This is a genomic window from Pseudoalteromonas sp. T1lg23B, assembly GCF_002964665.1.
In the GTDB taxonomy this organism is placed as follows: Bacteria; Pseudomonadota; Gammaproteobacteria; order Enterobacterales; family Alteromonadaceae; genus Pseudoalteromonas.
Genome location: NZ_PQBZ01000034.1, coordinates 448,870 through 467,498, shown reverse-complemented (window position 1 = coordinate 467,498; position 18,629 = coordinate 448,870). Strand labels below are relative to the sequence as shown.

Genomic DNA, 18,629 nt, shown 5'->3' with positions numbered 1-18,629 from the left:
TTATCTCGTGATATTTCGCGAGGTGCATAATGACAAGTATAGTCAATCATTTTTTAGGCGATTCTGAACTGCTATTAAATGCAGTTGGAGAGGGGATTTACGGGTTTGACCTGTCAGGTAATGCAGTGTTCGTGAACCCTGCTGCAGAGCGTATGACAGGATGGCGAGCAGAAGAGCTACTTGGTAAAAAAATACATCAATATCATCATCATAGCCATGCTGATGGCACGCCTTATCCCGCTGATCAATGTCAAATTTATTGCACTATGTTTGATGGCATACGCCGTCAGGTGAAGGACGAAGTTTTCTGGCGCAAGGATGGCTCAAGTTTTCCGGTCGAGTACACTTCGACGCCCATTTACAGAGAGGGTAAGCTGATTGGGGCTGTTGCGATATTTCGAGATGTATCTAAACAGCACGAAACCGAGCAGGCCTTGCGTAATGCTCTAGATAAAGTTCAGCTATTGAGTCAACAACTTCAAGATGAAAATGCTTACTTGCTTGCTGAGCTTAATCAGGATTGGCAAGAATCTGGTTTGGTGGGCAGTAGTCACATTTTTAAAGCAATGCTAGCGCAAATAGAGCTTGTGAGCCAAACCAACAGCACGGTGCTTATTCAAGGAGAAAATGGTACGGGCAAAGAACTGGTAGCGAGAAACCTACACCGGTTGAGCACGCGTTCAAAGCAATCCTTTGTTCGAGTTAATTGTGCCGCATTTACACCTAGCTTACTAGAATCTGAGCTATTTGGTCACGAAAAAGGCGCTTTTACTGGCGCCAATGAACGTCGCAAAGGGCGATTTGAACTGGCAAACAATGGCACCTTATTTCTAGATGAAGTTGGTGAGTTGTCTCAAGAAGCACAAAGTAAATTGTTGCGCGTGCTGCAAGAGCAAGAGTTTGAGCGGGTCGGTGGCAGTCAAACTATTTCTGTAGACATCCGTATTATCGCTGCAACTAATAGATCATTATGGCAGATGGTAGAGCAGGGAAGCTTTCGTATGGATTTGTATTACAGGCTAAACGTGTTTCCCATCCATGTGCCCGCGCTAAGAGAGCGCAAAGAGGATATACCTGTACTATGTGCCAATATAACAAAGCAGTTGAATAAGCGATTGGGTAAGCATTTTACAGGAGTGTCGAAAAGCGCACTGAGCAAACTTCAGCGCTACGACTGGCCCGGTAATATTCGTGAGTTACAGAATGTATTAGAACGAGAGGCCATTTTAAGCGCGTCTAAATTAATACAGTTGTCCCAACCCTTATCATCACAAGCAACAGTGCCATGGCATGAGCCGAAACAAGATCTATCATTAGAGCAGGCGCAACGAGCGCATATTTTATTGGTGTTGGAATCCTGTAGCTGGAAAGTGGCAGGGGTCAATGGCGCAGCAAATAAGTTAGGATTGAATGAAAGTACCCTACGTTCAAAAATGAAGAAGCTTGGTATAGAAAGAAATCGTGATATATAACGTATATTCGTGATATTTAACGAGTTCACTTTCTTTGTGTTATTATAAATTATTTTAATTCAGTATCTTATATTAAGTTTCACTCTGGTCTGAAAGTTGCAAAAACGCTTGTATTCGATATTAACAAATACAAGCAGACGTACTATGAAGTTTGACATCAAAGAAGAAGATCTCATCATCAAGCCCTATAAAACCTCAGGGCCGATTTATATCCGTGAACAAAAGGGATATTTTCAGCGTATCAGGCGCTATTTAAGCTGGTTTCTGATATTGATCTTTGTAGGTCTCCCTTGGCTCAACTATCAAGGGCAGCAAGCTATCCTATTCGATGTTGCACACCAGCAATTTCGGATTTTTAGCGCCACATTTTTGCCTCAAGATTTTATGTTGCTAGCCTGGTTGTTTATGGCTGGCGCTTTTGCACTCTTTTTTGTTACCAATTGGTTGGGCCGAGTTTGGTGCGGGTTTATTTGTCCACAAACGGTTTGGATGTTGATGTTTACATGGGTCGAACACAAAGTGGAGGGCACCCGTAATCAGCGCATTAAGATGGATAAAGGCGATTGGGATTTGAGCAAAATACGAAAGAAGCTTACTAAGCACAGTATTTGGCTGTTTATGTCCTTGTTCAGCGCAACATCTTTCATGGCTTATTTTGTGCCTGTAACGACCCTATATGGCGATATGCTTTCCTTGCAGTGGTCGGGATTAATCTGTTTCTGGGTATTCTTGTTCACACTGTGCACTTATGGCAATGCAGGGTTTTTAAGAGAAAAAATGTGTACAGTGGCATGTCCATATTCACGTTTTCAGTCTGTCATGTTTGATAAAGACACGCTGGTGGTAAGTTATGACGCCCTGCGTGGAGAGCAGCGTGGTCGTCGTAAAAGAAAGGATAACCCGTCGTCACTCGGTTTAGGAGATTGTGTGGATTGCAATCTATGTGTCGAAGTCTGCCCAGCGGGGATCGATATCCGTAACGGCCTGCAATATGAGTGTATTAACTGCGGGTTATGCGTTGATGCATGTGATCAAACCATGGATAAATTTGGCTATAAAAAAGGCCTGATCAGCTACAAAAGTGAGAATCAGATAGCGGGAAAACAGACCAAACTATTTCGCTTTAAACTGATTGGGTATGCCATGCTAACTTTGGTCGTCATTGCCACAATGGCGTTGTGGCTAGTACTTAGAACGCCACTAGAAGTATCGGTAATTAGAGACCGAAATGTACTGTATCGCTTGGATTATAGAGGAATCGTCGAGAACCCATACACTTTGAGTATTATTAATAAAAGCCAACAGACCTTGCACTATAACATAGGGCTAAATGGTTTCTATGGGGCAAATCTCGTTGCACCGAGTAATATCAAAATTGCAGCAGGTCAGATGTTATTGGTTCCTGTAACCATTAGCGCAGATCAGTATTACCTCAAGCACAAAGTTCACAAAGTCACTTTTATTGTTAGCTCAGTTGAAGACAGTACCATTCAACTTGACAAGACAAGTTATTTTTACAGTGAATAAGTGAAAGGAGCGCGTGTTTTTATTACGTTTCTAAGTTCCCACTAAGGGCTTAATGCGGTGGTGTTTGACATAGCGAAAACACCACCAAAAATGTTTTAAAACAGTCATATTTTAATCATTAATCGGCATGTAAAATATTCATTTTAAAAGTGTGTACAAATGTGTTCGCACTGCTAGATTTAAAGAGCCAGCTAAAAAAATTGATAAGATATATGAGCCCGTTGACAATGGATATGCAAGCAATAATGGGTACTCGGTTTGTTATACATTGATATCTTTATCATGTAAAATAAAGAGTTGGCGTAACATTTCATCTTATAAGCAATACCTACTTATAAAAAAGGATAGATCGATATGGTAACGCTAATAGTCAGTGATATATTTGGCCATACGGCCAATTTGGACGCCTTTGCCAATGAACTAGTCGGTGACATTGTCATTTGTTCCCCATATGAAACAAAACAATCTATACGCCAGCGCAACGAAGAAGAAGTGTATGCGCAATTCGTCAATACGGTTGGTCATGATAATTATATGAGCAAAGTTGAAAGGGCGATTACATTACACTCTCCACAGCTTGTTATTGCTTTCAGTGCCGGTGCTTCTGCTGCATGGCGTGCTATCGCAAATATGAAAAGTAATCAGCCAGCCAAACTTATCGGATTTTACCCCGGACAAATCAGAAACTATGTGGATGTACAGCCAAAATGTCAGGTAGATCTATTGTTTCCGCAACAAGAAGCGCATTTTGAACTCACGCCAGTAATACAAACGCTGAAGAAAATGACGAATGTTAGTTGCACTAGAACACGGTACAACCACGGTTTTATGAACGCATTATCCAATCAGTTCAACAAATATGCATACCTTCACTATACTCATTTGTGCGAACAACAAATTGTCATGCTTCAGCACTCACTTGAACAGGAGAAGCTAGAAGTGGATTAACAGGTACAAATTGAAGGAATAAACAATGAGCGAAGAGCAATACGGCACCTATCAACACTTTTTCGGAAACCCAATCGCCAAACCGCCTTGCAGAATGATTAACGCCATGATGTATGGATTCTTTATTAAGGGCACATATGTTTCTATACAGAGTTACGTCGATAAAACTCTTAATAGTATAAGTAATAGCGAGTTTCATTTTAGAGCGTTGTCCTCGTATTGCTTGCTCACATTCACCGATATTGAAAATATAGCGTCCAAGGTAGAGCCGTTTAGAAGTTACGGCTGGATGCAAGAAACAGACATCATTGTCTGGTTACCGGTTGCTCAAATAGACAGTGCAACCAATAAAATGACCCACCTTTATTGGTACCCTGCATTTATCACTGTTAATAATATAAATGCTTTAGTAAATGGGCGCGAAACATGGGGGTATAATAAATATCAATGTCGTTATGATATGCCGGATTCTCATAAGAAAGCAGATTATTTTTCGTTGAGCATGGAAACCTTCAACCCCTTCAGCCCAGATACGAAAATGGCGTGGCATGAGCTACTAAATATCAAGCGGCATACAGATGACGACAACTGGTTTGAAGAACTATTCGAAATAGGCCATGAAGTGGCTGATTTACTGCATTCAAGCTGTGATGAAATTAACATTAGCGCTGATTTACTCAAACAGTTTCTCTCTGGTTTTACACACCCTCAAATGGATCAAATTCTGTTTAAACAGTTTCCTGATGGCTTCGCCGAAAACGCTGTCTATAAAGCGGTTGTACATTCCCCCTCAGAAATAAAGCGCATTCATAAAATGGGCTTTTTGAAGGACGAGTTTAAAGTGACTATCAACCGTCTCGATGCTTTTCCGTTAAACGATATGTTTGGTATCGACATCGGGGAACAAATGGCCAAACTTCCATACTATGTGTGTATGGACTTTGACCAAGACGGCGCCTATGAAATCGTCAGTGGTGCATAATTGTTGAACAAGGATAAGAATCATGAGTCAAGAAAAAATCGCGATACTCGGCGGTGGAGTATCGGCAATGACGGCTGCGGTTTATTTAACGGAGCAACCTGATTGGCAACAAAAGTATGACATCACTGTATATCAATTAGGGTGGCGTCTAGGGGGGAAAGGGGCCAGCGGCCGTAATTGTGACTTAGGGGAGCGTATTGAGGAGCATGGCTTGCATGTGTGGTTTGGGGCTTATGTCAATTCATTTCGTGCCATTGAAAACGTGTACAACAAGTTAAACAGGCCGAGTGATATGCCAATGAGCACATGGCAAGATGCATTCAAACCGCATAGTTTTGTCGTGCTCCAAGAGTACATAGACAATGAATGGGAAACTTGGCCAATTGATTTTCCTGTGATTAACGGAAATCCGGCCCAAGGCACACTGGACTTGCACTTTTGGCAGTTCATAGAACTTGCGGTCGCGTGGCTAAGAAAATTTATAGGCACGTTGGAGTCGGAGATTTCTAAGCATCATAAGCAAACCAAACTACAAACCAAAAAACGTCGAGATCGAAGCTTGCTGCAACATCTCGCATCGCAAGTTAGTCACGCCTTTGATGACATCGAAGAAGACGTCCATGACTTTTTTCAAAGTGCCCATGATGAACTTAGGGAAATTTGGTCGACGCCGGGGCTTTTGAGTCAGCAACTGTTGCGCTTGGTTACTTTACGTGCATCAGATAAAGACCTGAGTAATAGCAAAGATAGGCTCGTTGTATGGTATGTGGTTCGAAAACTAAAACGTTGGCTAAATAGCGAAGCGCTGGAACTATTGGATGAAAATCCTAATATCCGTAGAGCATACGTCTGTGCCGACCTTGGAATTGCTGTGGTTATTGGTCTTTTAAAAGATCGAGTATTTGAAAATGGATTTGGCAGCATCAATGATATCGACTTTAAAGCGTGGCTGGCAAAAAATGGTGCCAATGAACAGTACACCGTAGAGTCTGCGCCTATCAGAGGGTTCTATGACCTTGTTTTTGGTTATGTTGATGGCGACTTCTCAAAAGGTGATGTAGAAGCGGGTGTGGCTACTTTAGCGATGTTAAGACTAATGCTTTGTTACCACGGCGGAGTGATGTGGAAGATGCAAGCTGGCATGGGAGATGTAATTTTTGCGCCAATTTATGAGTTGCTAAAAAGCCGCGGCGTGAAATTTGAGTTTTTTAATGAGGTTAGTGCACTGCGCCCAGGCCTCGATGAGCACGGAAAAGATGTCGTAGAGCAAATTCACATTACAGAACAAGTGACTTTAGTCGATCAGTCCTATCAGCCTTTTGTATTCGTTAAGGGCCTTCCTTGTTGGCCTAGCAAACCTTTGTTAGATCAGGTTGTCCCAGAACAGGCACAGTTGATCCGTGATCATGATATTAACTTAGAATCCTACTGGTCAGATTGGCCAAGCGTCTATCAGCAAGAATTTGGTCAGCCATTACCCACTAAAACCCTGCAACGAGGCGTTGATTTTGACAAAGTGATTTTTGGCATTTCAGTGGCAGCCTTGGAGCATCTATGTCCTGAGCTGTTGCAATTGGATGACAAGTTAAAAGAGCAAGCGACAAAGGTTAAAACAGTTGCAACGCAGGCATTTCAATTGTGGCTGAATAAAACGGATGAACAACTGGGTTTCAACTATGCCCCACCTAGTGAAGAACGGCCAATTTTAAGTGCGTTTTCACAACCATTCGATACGTGGGCAGCGATGTCAAATTTATTGCGTGTCGAAGATTGGTCGGGTGATGGTCCTGATAACATTGCTTATTTTTGTAGTGCGTTTACATGTTCAGATTATCCCCCACGCAGTGAACACAATTTTGTTCATGAGCAGAGTGCAAAAGTCAAAGCTAATGCGATTGAGAAATTACATAGTGAAATGCAACCACTTTGGCCAAATGCGTATAACCATAACAATCAATTCGATTGGTCCGTATTGTATGCCCCAGCGGGAGAGTTAAATACCGCTCGATTTAACTATCAGTACTGGCGTGTCAATGTTGACCCTAGTGAGCGCTATGTGTTGTCGGTAACAGGGAGTAGTCGATATCGATTACCCACAGATGGTAGTATTTTTGAAAATCTTTATCTGACAGGGGATTGGATAAAAACAGGCGTCAATGCAGGTTGTGTTGAAGCCGCAGTGATGGCTGGCATGCAAACATCGCGTGCAATATGTGGGTTACCTAATGAAATATCAGGAGAAAATGGTTTTGAACCAGATGGTGCATAGAAAGTAAATATGTACCCCATATATTCTTGGTGGGGGATCTGTAAATGGACTATACTTTTTTGCACTAACTTAATGAATTGTATAAAAGAGTAAGGATATGAAACAGACTCTCCCATTGAGCCTTGTATGTAGCGCAGTGTTAGGCGCGTTTAACTTATCTGCTTTTGCCGCAGATGATCAGCAAATTGAAGTGATTGAAGTTTATGCGCAAAAACGAGCGCAATCCCTTGACGATGTGAGTGTGTCTATAACGCCAGTAAAAGGAGAGGAGTTAGCCCTAGCTGGAGTTAAGGATTCTACCGAATTAGGTAGCTTTGTAACCAACATGAAGGTCAGTCAAAATGCCGCAGAGGGAACACCGCCTGCAATAAATATCCGTGGTGTTGGCTTGCTGGACTACAACACAGCGAATACTTCTCCCGTTGCTATGTACGTAGACGGTGCTTCGGTTGGGTCAGCAAATAATCAACTCGTTAACTTTTTTGATATTGAACAAGTTGAAGTTTTAAAAGGTCCACAGGGTACTTTGTTTGGCCGTAATAGCACAGGTGGTGCTGTTCTGATCCGCAGTAAGCGTCCCGACGCTGGTACTTATGGTGAGTTAACGCTGGGTATAGGCAGTGACCAGTGGGGGAAATTACAAGGCGTGTACAACACCAGTATCAATGATGAGTCAGCGGTTCGTGTTGCGCTCAGTCATGTTAAATATGATTACACCACCTACAACCTTCATCCAACAGCACCAGAAGCCAATATGGAACAATCAGACCTTAGATTGAGCTACTTTGGGCAATGGGATTCGTTCAGTGTTTACCTAAAAACAAATTACAGCCATTGGAGCGGGATAGTCCAGCCAGTGGGTAACATTGGAGCTATAAAGAATCCCGCGACTCTCGAATTTTGTTCAGCGCAAGAGGCTGCATCAGGACAGTGTACCGATGTGTTTGGATTCAATGATGGCAGTGATGATTTTTGGGCGGTGAATGTTAATAACGACTCTCCACATCACAGTATCGGTAAAGGATGGACTGCGGAAGTTGAGTATCAGTTAAGTGAACAGTCTCACTTAGTATGGATCAACGCTTTTAGCCGCCTAGATAGGGAGCATGCTTTCAACTGTGATGGTTCACCTTTGCAGGCATGTGAAGGGAATCTGGGACTAAAAACGGAGTTACTCAATAATGAGCTTCGTTATCATCGAGAATATGAGCAAGGTTATTTAACCTCGGGCTTCTTTCATTTAGATGAACGCATCTATCAGGATAACTACAATGATATTCTCCGTGTACTAAGAGGTGGCGAAAATGGCCAAAACTCGGCAACTTTCATGTATGACAATGACATAAGAACTAAAGTGTTAGCTGCATTTGCGCAATATGAATGGCAATGGCGGTCTGATACAACATTGACGTTTGGGCTCAGATATAGCGATGAAACCATAGAATATGATTCACTTTCGCACATTAGTGTGTTTGACCCAAATAGCGCAACTGATGTGGTGTTACCGTTTTATCATGTGATTGGACGCAACGATGACAATGGTTTATCGGGTAAGGTCGCTATTAATTACACACTAGCGCCAAATAAAATGGTTTATTACAGCTTTGCCAACGGTTTTAAAAGTGGTGGATACAACGGCGGATATTTGTCTAGTCCAGAGCAAGCAGAACAAGCGATTATGGTGCTGAGAAGCTTAATGCCCATGAGCTAGGTACTAAGTTGTTATTTGCTGAGCAGTCACTTAGGTTCAATGCCGCATTGTTCTATTATGACTACAAAGATCAGCAAGTATTTATGAATCAGCCTTCTAAAGTGCCAGGTGCCGTGCCATTACAGCTGCTAGAAAACGTCGCTGATTCCAAGATTTATGGTGCTGAGGCTGATATGTTCTATGCGCCAACAGAGCAACTAGAGATACAGTTTGGTGTTGGCTATATCCCTCATGCTGAATTTGAAGAATTTGTTGATCCGGTGGGTGTTTCACTTACTAATAATCGGCTGCCATTTACTTCAAAGTGGAATATTAATGGTGAACTTTCCTACTCTTACAACATAGCGTCAGGTACTTTGAAAACAAGTCTTGGTTTTGATTACCAATCAGAATATTACTTCGATCAGTTGCAGACTGATTATGCAAAGCAAGATGGCTATGTATTGTGGCGAATGAATGCCCAATATGAAGCCGAACAATGGCAGGCGAATATATGGGCAAAAAACTTGTTTGATGAAGAATACAGTCACTTAAAGTTCGATTTACGAAATTTTTTAGGTATGCTTGAAGACTTCAAAGGAGAAGGTCGTCGGGTTGGGCTTGACGTGAGCTATCGGTTTTAAGGGGTTGATTGAACAGACCTCTGTTTAACTGTGCTCGATCTGGGGCACTTAAAAAGCTAAGGCATCTTATGCGTTCATTGATACGAATACTGATTTTCATTGTCGGTTCTATGTTTGCGAACTATAGCACCGCTGATGTTTTTGAGTATTCGGTAGATAAACAAGATGTTAATTTGCATGATCACGCACGACTCCTTGTTTCGCAGGAGAGTACTCGCTTTCCTGCCGATTTCTTTGCGGTGGATGAGTGGGCGAATAGCTTGCAGCCCTTACCATCTAGGGCGTTGTTTTCCGGTCGCTATTGGCTGGTTACACAGATAACCAATGAGTCTAATCTAAACGATTTGGTGTTGTATCCCTACAATACTGTATTGGCAAACATCGAGACAAGAATATACAGCGAGTATGGTGATGTTCAGCGTTATTTTTCTGGTGGAAAAAATCAGAATGAATTTGCATTTCATTATGGTAATACCATACACCTTAAGCCTAATACAAAATATTACTTAGTTACTGTATTTGAAAGTGACTTTTTTTATACACCGACTAAGTTAGTCATCAAACCTACGAAAGATTTTAATCAGTTAGTTATTAAAGAAAACCTGCTCATGACGCTGTGCTTCAGTGTTGGTATTATTCTAGGTTTATACAACTTATTGATTTACATAGGTTCAAAGGATCTAACCCATTTATATTTTGCGCTATTTGCTGCTGTTTGGGTCTATAGTTGGAGCCATTTCTTTCATATCTCTGACCAATTATTTGGTTTGTACTCTGCACATTTGCATTGGCTTGGTTTTACGTTAGCCCCAATCACTAACATTCTCTTTTACAATAGCTTGTTAAAATTAAGGGAAACGCATCCAAATCTGTCAGTTACATCAATTTGGTTAGGTATAATTTCAGCTTTAGGTTTACCGTTTAGTATATTATTTCCAGGCTTTGGCTTTTTGTGGGCTACGGTGATGACTGGGAGCGCATTGTGCTTAGGCATGTATGTTGGCGTGTTGCGTTTACTCGAAGGGTTTAAACCAGCTAGGTACTTCGTACTTGCGTACATAGCTATGATGGTGCCTAACATGATTGGCAATTTAACTAACCTAGGTATTTTGCCACCGTCTACGCTGAATTTATATTTACTGGGTCTTGTTGGTACAGCGCTGGATGCAATGTTACTTGCGTTTGCTGTTGCAGATAAATTCAGGCTCACAAATGAAGAAAACGTTGAGTTGAATAAAAACCTTGAAACCAAGGTGCTGAAACGTACCTACGAATTAGAGCAACTCGCATCTCAGCTGAGGGATGCCAGCGAGTCCAAAAGCCGCTTTTTAGCCAATATGAGTCATGAGATCAGAACCCCAATGACGTCCATCATTGGCTATGCTGATGGCATAATACTTGGCGACATCAAACCTCATGAGAGAAATCACGCCATAAATGTGATTTTGCAAAACTCTCGGCATGTTTTGGGTCTGATAAATGATATTTTGGATATGTCTAAAATAGAAGCTAATAGGTTGGAAATTGAACTCATAGAAGCCAATTTGTTTAAATCTATTGCTCATGTTGAGTCTTTATTAGGCAAACAGATAAGAGATAAAGGGCTTGAGTTTGAGCTGCATTATACTTTTCCGTTGCCAGATTTCATTGTGATCGACCCTACTAGATTAAGACAAATTTTGTTGAATTTAACTTCTAATGCATTGAAATTTACTTCTGTTGGAAAAATTACCTTAGATGTGGCGTGTTCAGAAGATGTGTTGAAAATATCAGTAAAAGATACCGGGATCGGTATGACTTCAACAGAACAAAAAGAGCTTTTTAGTGCTTTTTATCAAGCCGATTCATCGACCTCTCGTAAGTATGGGGGGACGGGTCTTGGACTCAACATTTCTAAAAACTTAGCTAACAAACTCAACGGCGATATAACCGTAGAAAGTGAAGTGGGCTCCGGCACTACATTTACGCTAACGCTAGGGTTATTCACAACGGAAAATACACGCTGGGTGAACAGTTTGGAAGAAGCTATTCTAAGTCAATCTCCTGTATGCGACATTCATCAGAATGAAAACAACCGTGAATTAAAAGGGGATGTATTACTTGCTGAAGATCATAGTGATAATAGTCGATTGATACAACGTATTTTAGAAAGAATGGGTTTAAATGTAACGGCTGTAGAAAATGGCCAATTGGCAGTTCAAGCTGCTTTAGACAAAGATTTTGACTTGATCTTGATGGATATACAAATGCCCGTAATGGATGGAGAGCAGGCGTTGAACTTTATACAAGCAACAGGGTGTACTGCTCCTATTCTGGCGTTGACCGCAAATACCATGCAACACGAAGTAGAGCGATACCTCAAGCTTGGGTTTACCGATCATTTAGCCAAGCCAATAGACAGGGATGAATTTAGTAAAAAAATCAGCCACTATCTTAATATTTCTGTGTCGGATGATATTGATATTCCAAATGAGGAGTTTGAACAGCTTAAAAGTAAATATATTTCAGGCCTTTATGAGCAAAAAGTGCAGATACAGAATCAGATGAAATATCATGATATCGATGGCTTAGGGCGCTCTGTACACGCAGTTAAGGGGACTGCGGGGATGTTTGAGTGCACTGAAATTCAGAATATTGCATCAAAAATTGATAAAATGCTCAAAGAAAGAATTGACAATGATGCGCTTGAGCAACAAGTAAGTGAACTGATCCTAGCAATGGACCGCGCTATTCACATAACGGATAATAGCAAGTTGGTTATCTAGCGCCTGATACTAATGATGAGTGTAATCGCTCACCAGTTTGTTTATTTCGCTCTGCAGTTTGGCTATTGCCTGATTTATCTCATTCATTAGCGCCTTATTCTCTGGCGTTCGTCTAAGTAAAATATGTACTTCATTATCATGAACAACGTATGGCCAAGGTTTGATTTGGCTGTGGCCCTTGATTTTAGTAATGTACAAGCCAGTTATTAGATCATCGATAATAAAATCGACACGCTTTCTTACCAGCATATCTGAACGCCGACTCGCACTAGAAATTCCAACTAGTTGTTGTTGATACTTGGGGTTGCGCGCTAATGCAGCCAGTTCTTCACCATAAAACGAGCCAATACTCAGGCCCACGGAATTTGCTTCATCAAGCAACTGCGCGAGACTACCTAGAGGTCGGGGAGGTGCTAGACTAAATAACCTCATCTTTTCTTGGCGGTACGGTATTGAAAAGTAGCCATATTTCGCTCTGTGTGGTGTGTAGCTAACCATGACTGCCACATCGATTTGACCACTTTCCATTTGCTCTAACGCCCGAGCACTGGATGGAAGCTTTACGTAGGTTAAGCATACATTGATACGATTGAATACTTTTTTGGCAATTTCTATATCTAGTCCAGCGGCCTCACCGTTATGAAAATAAGTAAGAGGTGGCCAATCATCGACCAAGCCAAGTTTGACGGTTTGTCGACATTGTTGTGCCTGAGTGATAGGCGGAAGCAATAGCAAAAAGACGATAAATAGGTAGTTATGTACCGACACATTAAGTACTCGTATTGTAGAGATGGTAAACCTAAGTCTAGCGTGTAATTTTATAAAAATCATAAATTTAGTGGGTTAAAATGTGAGTATACTGAGGGGGGGGCTTATCGGCTCAGCGGATTTACTTGTAATCACTGCTAGCACCTTCATAATTGCCTAAAAATTGAATATAGATATTTTTCATGGGTGTTGGAGAGGTTGCGGCAATATTAGCCGCAGGAGTGTGGGCAAGCTCCACTATTTTATATAAACGCTTTAGTCATCATTTGTCACCGCTGGAATTAAATCTTTGCAAAGGATTAATCGCCGGTCTGATGATGTTGGTTGCCATTTTAGTATTAAGAGACGGGCTGCTGCCCCAACAAATAACTAGCTGGTATTGGCTAATAGCCAGTGGCATATTCGGCATTGCGATAGGTGATAGTGCTTATTTTGCGGCACTACGTAATATTGGCGCCGCAAGAACGCTAATTATTGAATCTTTTGCCCCAGCCATTGCAGGACTGCTCAATATTTTTATGCTGGGGGTACATTTATCACTACAAGCGTGGATGGGCATAGTAATTACTACGTTGGGTGTACTTATTGCTGTTAAGCCAAGACAGCTTTTACCAGCAGTGGAAAAGCAGCTATATTACAAGGGGTTAGCTTTCGCATTATTAGCAGCACTATGCCAAGCCGCAGGAATGGTAATGTCAAAAGGCGCTATGCAAGAGGAAGGGGTTAGTAGCCTGTGGGCTGCGCTTATCAGGTTGTTAAGTGGTACGTTAGCGGTTGCCGTAGTTGTAGCTTGGATGAGAGATCAAAGCTTTAGCAAAGCGATGCGGATGACGGGAGTTGATGGTAGGCGTTGGTTATTTACAGCGATCTTTTTTGGGACCTTTATTGGTCTGTGGTTACAACTGTTATCGGTTAAATATACCGATCCAGCCATTGCCCAAACTATTTTTGCGACTGCACCGTTGATGGTCATGACGATAGGCTTTATAAAACGAGAGCCCATTACATTTAATATGCTAATGGGCGGTTGTATTGCGCTTGTTGGTGTAGCGGTATTATTACTTAGCTAAAATCAGGATTAGCACACTATTGTTCTCAACGAGCACTCCATGAACTCGTTGAGAACCGCTTCAAAGTACCTGATTGGTTAACTGTGAGTTGCCTTGTGCTACTTCATTTAAATTTGCTAATGTTATTGCTGCGATTTGCTCCAATGCTTCTTGTGTGAAAAAGCCTTGATGACCTGTAACAAGTACATTTGGAAAGCTGATTAACCGTGAAAATATGTCATCTTGAATAATTTCATCACTGCGATTTTTAAAAAATAGCTCAGACTCCTGTTCGTACACATCCAAGCCTAAATAACCTAAAGTTTGGTTTTTTAATGCTCGAATACAAGCCTGAGTATCGATCAGTGCACCTCGACTGGTGTTTATCAACATAACGCCCTGTTTCATTTTAGCAAAAGCGTTGTCGTCAATCATATGATGGGTACTATCTGTCAGTGGGCAATGTAGGGTAATAATATCACTTTGTTCTAAAAGCATATCCAAAGTGGTGAGGGTATATGAACCTTCACCTACGTTTGGGTCATAAACCAATACATTTGCACCAAAGCCATTAAGAATCGATATTAATGCTTGGCCAATCTTGCCTGCACCAATGACACCAACAGTTTTATTATGCAAGTTAAAACCCAACAAACCGTTTAAATCGAAATTATCTTCGCGCACGCGATTATAGGCTTTATGTGTTTTGCGACTTAGCGTGAGCATCAGTGCAATACAATGTTCCGCCACTGCTTCTGGGCTATATGCTGGCACTCTAACGACCTTAATTCCAAACGATTTAGCCGCTTTTAAATCCACGTTATTAAATCCAGCGCAGCGCAGTGCAATGGCTTTAATACCAAGTTCAGCCAACTTTGAAATGACAATCTCATTTAAGATATCGTTAACAAAAACACACACAGCATCAAAACCCAGACACAATGCCACAGTTTGCTCGTTTAGCGATTCAGTAACATAATGAAGCTCTATATCTGAGTGTTCACTCAATGCTTGCTTGAAAAAAGGTTTTTCATAGTTTTGCGAACTGAATAGGGCTACTTTCATCATTTATTTGGCTCTCAATCACGGGTTTTAGGGTATCTGGTTTGGTTCTCGGCGCATATCGAGAAACTAACTCTCCCTGAGAGTTTACTAAAAACTTGGTAAAGTTCCATTTAATTGCGCGGTTTTGTGCGATTCCTCTTGTGTTAGATTTCAGATAGTTAAAAAGAGGGTGCGCATCAGGACCATTAACTTGAATTTTGTCACAGACCTTAAATGTTAAACCGAAATGACTTTTATAGAACTCGTTTAGCATTGCGCCTTCAAGAGGCTCATTGCGGCCAAATTGGTTGCAAGGAAACGCCAAAATCTCGAAGCCATAGGCCTTGTATTGTCGATATAGCTTCTCCAATGCACTGAGTTGACCTGCAAAACTGCATTTACTGGCGATGTTCACGATCAATACTGTTTTGCCTAGTAGTTGTTTTAACGCGAGCGTTTCGCCATTAATAAGCTGAACGCTGTAACGATGTATAGTTTCCATAGCGTTAGACTCCTTGCTCGCTAATTATAATGTTAATATCTTTCATGGATAATGTTGCTTTTTATTTGCTATATCTGTTTGACTTAGGTATAAAAACTCCATTCTCGATACCATATCAGTCAAATAGGACAGAATTATGTCAATGAAATTAGCATTCATCGGATTAGGTGTAATGGGCTACCCAATGGCTGGCCATTTAGCTAATGCGGGTCATCAAGTATGTGTTTATAACCGCACTACAGCCAAAGCCGAGAATTGGGCCGTTCAGTATGGCGGGGACTACGCAACGACACCTGCGCTCGCAGCCAAAGGTGCGGACATTGTATTTTTATGTGTAGGCAACGATGACGATTTACGCTCTGTGGTTTATGGCGAGTCGGGCGTGTTAACTGGGATGAATGCTGGCGCTGTTTTGGTGGATCACACAACTACATCCGCTAAAGTTGCGATTGAAGTTGCAAATAAAGCTGCTGAGCAGGGGGTCGCTTTCTTGGATGCGCCAGTATCTGGTGGTCAAGCAGGAGCAGAAAATGGCGTACTCACAGTGATGGTTGGTGGAGAACATGCAACATTTGAGCGTGTCCAACCAGTCATGTCTGCTTACAGTCGTTTTTCACAGTTACTTGGTAAAGTCGGCAGCGGACAGACTTGTAAAATGGTAAATCAAATTTGTATTGCAGGTGTGGTACAAGGATTGGCCGAAGGGTTGCATTTTGCAAAGCAGGCGGGTCTAGACGGTGAAAAAGTGATAGAAACTATCTCAAAAGGTGCTGCTGGATCATGGCAAATGGAAAACCGTTATAAAACCATGTTGGCTGGGGAGTACGAGTTTGGTTTTGCGGTAGATTGGATGCGTAAAGATTTGGGGATTGCCCTTGATGAAGCACGCAACAATGGCGCTTCTCTTCCTCTCACGGCTATGGTTGATCAATACTACGCAGATGTTCAAGCCTTGGGCGGTGGACGTTACGACACATCTAGCCTACTTGCGAGACTAGATGCCATACATGACAAAAAATAATCACTACCTTCGCCGAACTTAGTTCGGCGTTTTATTATAGGCTTTGAGCGTAGTGGTACAAAGCTTTTAAGATACCTAGATTCCGTTCATTACCTTCATTTTCATGGACCAGATTTTCCAGTGTTAACATAAAGTCTTCGGCGTTAATTGACGGGTTATCTTCACCATGCATTAACTTATTTTGGCAATACTTACGCCAATTATCCAACTCTTGCGGGGAGAGCGTCTCAGGCCAGTTACGTGCTCTGTAGCGAAACAGCATAGGTACAAATTTAGCATCATCAAAACTCAAATTTAAAGAGCCAAGTGCTTGTGGTTGAGCATCGCGAATAATGGCAAACTTTGCCTTGTCAGCTTTACTAGTAAAACCGTTGTACAATTGATAATCAGGATTGGTTGTTGCACTAAAATCACCTTGTTCAGCGAATACTTGCGCAACCTTATCTCTTAGCTCAGGATGTGCTTTTAGTATTTTTAGGTGCTCAAGACATTGCTCTCTGTCTATGCCTAAACGCGCTGCGTTTTCAGGGAGTAGTGTTTTGGCTGGCGCCAAAATAGGGCACTTATTAACGTGTACCAGCTTTAAACCTGTCGGTAATTCACCTTCTACCAAGTCGCTGTGTTTGGTATAGAGTCGCTCGCGAAGTTGTTCAACAGATAGGTCAAGCAATACCTGAGGGTTATGAGTTAGATTGAAACAGACTACGGCATTTTTATTCACCGGATGAAAACTCATCGGAGCCACCCAGGTTGTACACCCTTGTGTTGCTGGAATACGAGACGAGGTGTGTACCAGAGGTTGCATATTGTACACATCAATCATATCAAGTAGGGCCTTTTTATGTCTTAGGCCGAAGAAAAACTGGAATAATTTGGGCTGTTTTTCTTTAATTAATTTGGCCAAGGCAATCGTGGCAGTGACGTCACTCAATGCGTCGTGGGCAGCGCCGTGTTCAATGCCATTGGCCACGGTCAGATGTTCAAGTTTAAAACTTGGTGTGCCATCTTCTTTTAAAGGCCATTCGAGACCTTCAGGGCGCAATGCATAACAGGCGCGCACTAAATCGATAATATCCCAGCGACTATTTCCGTTTTGCCATTCACGTTCATAGGGGTCGTAAAAGTTACGATATAAGCTGTAACGTGTTACTTCATCGTCAAAGCGAATACTGTTGTAACCTGCAACACAGGTATCCGGACGACTAAATTCAGCATGAATTTTTGCCATAAACTCGGCCTCAATTAGACCGTGTTTTAGCGCGTGTTGTGGTGTGATACCCGTTATTAAACAGGCTTCTGGATGTGGTAAGTAATCAGGTGCGGGCTTACAGTACTCAATGAGCGGCTCACCAATAATGTTTAAATCCAAATCAGTGCGGATGCCTGCAAATTGGCTTGGGCGGTCTTTTTGCGGCGATGCCCCCCAAGTTTCATAATCATGCCAAAAGATGGTTGGCATAGTTGAGTCACTGTTTAAATTCCCTTGGTTGTTATTATTCATTGTAATTAAAGGGCCTTTGAGCTGAATTGAGTTTGCCTTTGGCGAGTAATAAAAACACTAAGTGTGTTCAACAAGTGCGATAAATGTACATTTGTATTTTTAAAGTGTGTATTTGGCGTTAACCAAGACTGTGTCGGATGCAAAACGAGAAACCCTGTAAACAAAAAGCGACCAGAACATATTATCACACACTCAAGAGGAGTGGTAAAACGCGGTGTAAACTGACGGCAATTGAGGAGCTTCTTTACTAAACAAGTGTTGCAAATTACACATACATTGAAAAACTGACTCTGAGTGATGGTTATTTTTTTGGGACGAGCACTCACGGATAAATTTTTTTGCTAAAAGTACCAGTGAGTTGTAAATAGCCCATATTAGATCGTTCAGTGATATACAGGGTTTGAATTGCTCAGTACAGAATTAAGTAGTAAAAATTTTACAAATTAG

General features: G+C 41.7%; 14 protein-coding genes. 10 read left to right on the top strand and 4 right to left on the bottom strand.

Going from position 1 to position 18,629, the window contains the following annotated elements:
- Positions 1–29: 29 nt before the first annotated feature.
- The 8 genes from C2M32_RS10520 (at position 30) to C2M32_RS10490 (ending at position 12,297) form a co-directional block, all read left to right on the top strand.
- Complete coding sequence (locus C2M32_RS10520; RefSeq protein ID WP_105168386.1) at positions 30–1,472, top strand: sigma 54-interacting transcriptional regulator; 1,443 nt, start codon at positions 30–32, stop codon at positions 1,470–1,472.
- A gap of 144 nt (positions 1,473–1,616) precedes the next feature.
- Positions 1,617–2,999, top strand: coding sequence for a cytochrome c oxidase accessory protein CcoG (gene ccoG / locus C2M32_RS10515; RefSeq protein ID WP_105168385.1), 1,383 nt, complete (start codon positions 1,617–1,619; stop codon positions 2,997–2,999).
- A gap of 354 nt (positions 3,000–3,353) precedes the next feature.
- Entirely contained in the window at positions 3,354–3,947 is a 594-nt protein-coding gene (locus C2M32_RS10510) for a hypothetical protein (protein WP_105168384.1), read from the top strand.
- Between the two features lie 25 nt (positions 3,948–3,972).
- Positions 3,973–4,929 (top strand): acetoacetate decarboxylase, encoded by a 957-nt coding sequence (locus C2M32_RS10505; protein ID WP_105168383.1) that lies wholly within the window; start codon positions 3,973–3,975, stop codon positions 4,927–4,929.
- Positions 4,930–4,951: 22 nt separating this feature from the next.
- Positions 4,952–7,198: an NAD(P)-binding protein gene (locus C2M32_RS10500; protein WP_105168382.1), complete on the top strand. Its 2,247-nt coding sequence runs from the start codon at positions 4,952–4,954 to the stop codon at positions 7,196–7,198.
- A 97-nt stretch (positions 7,199–7,295) separates the two neighbouring features.
- Positions 7,296–8,909: a TonB-dependent receptor gene (locus C2M32_RS21025; protein ID WP_158678201.1), complete on the top strand. Its 1,614-nt coding sequence runs from the start codon at positions 7,296–7,298 to the stop codon at positions 8,907–8,909.
- Between the two features lie 8 nt (positions 8,910–8,917).
- On the top strand, positions 8,918–9,532 hold the full coding sequence (locus C2M32_RS21020) for a TonB-dependent receptor domain-containing protein (protein ID WP_158678240.1): 615 nt from the start codon (positions 8,918–8,920) through the stop codon (positions 9,530–9,532).
- A 68-nt stretch (positions 9,533–9,600) separates the two neighbouring features.
- Positions 9,601–12,297, top strand: coding sequence for an ATP-binding protein (locus tag C2M32_RS10490; protein WP_105168381.1), 2,697 nt, complete (start codon positions 9,601–9,603; stop codon positions 12,295–12,297).
- 9 nt (positions 12,298–12,306) lie between these two features.
- On the opposite strand, the gene C2M32_RS10485 is transcribed toward C2M32_RS10490, so the two are convergent.
- Complete coding sequence (locus C2M32_RS10485) at positions 12,307–13,065, bottom strand: substrate-binding periplasmic protein (RefSeq protein WP_158678200.1); 759 nt, start codon at positions 13,063–13,065, stop codon at positions 12,307–12,309.
- A 182-nt stretch (positions 13,066–13,247) separates the two neighbouring features.
- On the opposite strand from C2M32_RS10485, the gene C2M32_RS10480 reads away from it, so the two are divergent.
- A complete protein-coding gene (locus C2M32_RS10480; protein WP_105168379.1) occupies positions 13,248–14,135 on the top strand; it encodes a DMT family transporter in 888 nt (295 codons plus the stop codon).
- Between the two features lie 60 nt (positions 14,136–14,195).
- Here the strand turns inward: C2M32_RS10480 and C2M32_RS10475 are convergent, their stop codons facing one another.
- Positions 14,196–15,179, bottom strand: coding sequence for a 2-hydroxyacid dehydrogenase (locus C2M32_RS10475; RefSeq protein ID WP_105169276.1), 984 nt, complete (start codon positions 15,177–15,179; stop codon positions 14,196–14,198).
- Complete coding sequence (locus C2M32_RS10470; protein ID WP_105168378.1) at positions 15,145–15,660, bottom strand: glutathione peroxidase; 516 nt, start codon at positions 15,658–15,660, stop codon at positions 15,145–15,147. Before C2M32_RS10470 ends, C2M32_RS10475 begins: the two co-directional genes overlap by 35 nt.
- A 136-nt stretch (positions 15,661–15,796) precedes the next feature.
- Between C2M32_RS10470 and C2M32_RS10465 the strand changes: the two genes are divergently transcribed.
- The gene (locus C2M32_RS10465; RefSeq protein WP_105168377.1) at positions 15,797–16,681 is read left to right on the top strand and encodes an NAD(P)-dependent oxidoreductase; all 885 of its coding nucleotides are present in this window, start codon (positions 15,797–15,799) and stop codon (positions 16,679–16,681) included.
- A gap of 34 nt (positions 16,682–16,715) precedes the next feature.
- On the opposite strand, the gene sbcB is transcribed toward C2M32_RS10465, so the two are convergent.
- A complete protein-coding gene (sbcB, locus tag C2M32_RS10460; protein WP_234401277.1) occupies positions 16,716–18,182 on the bottom strand; it encodes an exodeoxyribonuclease I in 1,467 nt (488 codons plus the stop codon).
- Positions 18,183–18,629: the final 447 nt, after the last annotated feature.

Coding starts and splice junctions, on each gene's coding strand:
- C2M32_RS10520 (WP_105168386.1), top strand. CDS start 30: ATGACAAGTATAGTCAATCATTTTTTAGGCGATTCTGAACTGCTATTA.
- ccoG (WP_105168385.1), top strand. CDS start 1,617: ATGAAGTTTGACATCAAAGAAGAAGATCTCATCATCAAGCCCTATAAA.
- C2M32_RS10510 (WP_105168384.1), top strand. CDS start 3,354: ATGGTAACGCTAATAGTCAGTGATATATTTGGCCATACGGCCAATTTG.
- C2M32_RS10505 (WP_105168383.1), top strand. CDS start 3,973: ATGAGCGAAGAGCAATACGGCACCTATCAACACTTTTTCGGAAACCCA.
- C2M32_RS10500 (WP_105168382.1), top strand. CDS start 4,952: ATGAGTCAAGAAAAAATCGCGATACTCGGCGGTGGAGTATCGGCAATG.
- C2M32_RS21025 (WP_158678201.1), top strand. CDS start 7,296: ATGAAACAGACTCTCCCATTGAGCCTTGTATGTAGCGCAGTGTTAGGC.
- C2M32_RS10490 (WP_105168381.1), top strand. CDS start 9,601: ATGCGTTCATTGATACGAATACTGATTTTCATTGTCGGTTCTATGTTT.
- C2M32_RS10480 (WP_105168379.1), top strand. CDS start 13,248: ATGGGTGTTGGAGAGGTTGCGGCAATATTAGCCGCAGGAGTGTGGGCA.
- C2M32_RS10475 (WP_105169276.1), bottom strand. CDS start 15,179: ATGAAAGTAGCCCTATTCAGTTCGCAAAACTATGAAAAACCTTTTTTC.
- C2M32_RS10470 (WP_105168378.1), bottom strand. CDS start 15,660: ATGGAAACTATACATCGTTACAGCGTTCAGCTTATTAATGGCGAAACG.
- C2M32_RS10465 (WP_105168377.1), top strand. CDS start 15,797: ATGTCAATGAAATTAGCATTCATCGGATTAGGTGTAATGGGCTACCCA.
- sbcB (WP_234401277.1), bottom strand. CDS start 18,182: ATGAATAATAACAACCAAGGGAATTTAAACAGTGACTCAACTATGCCA.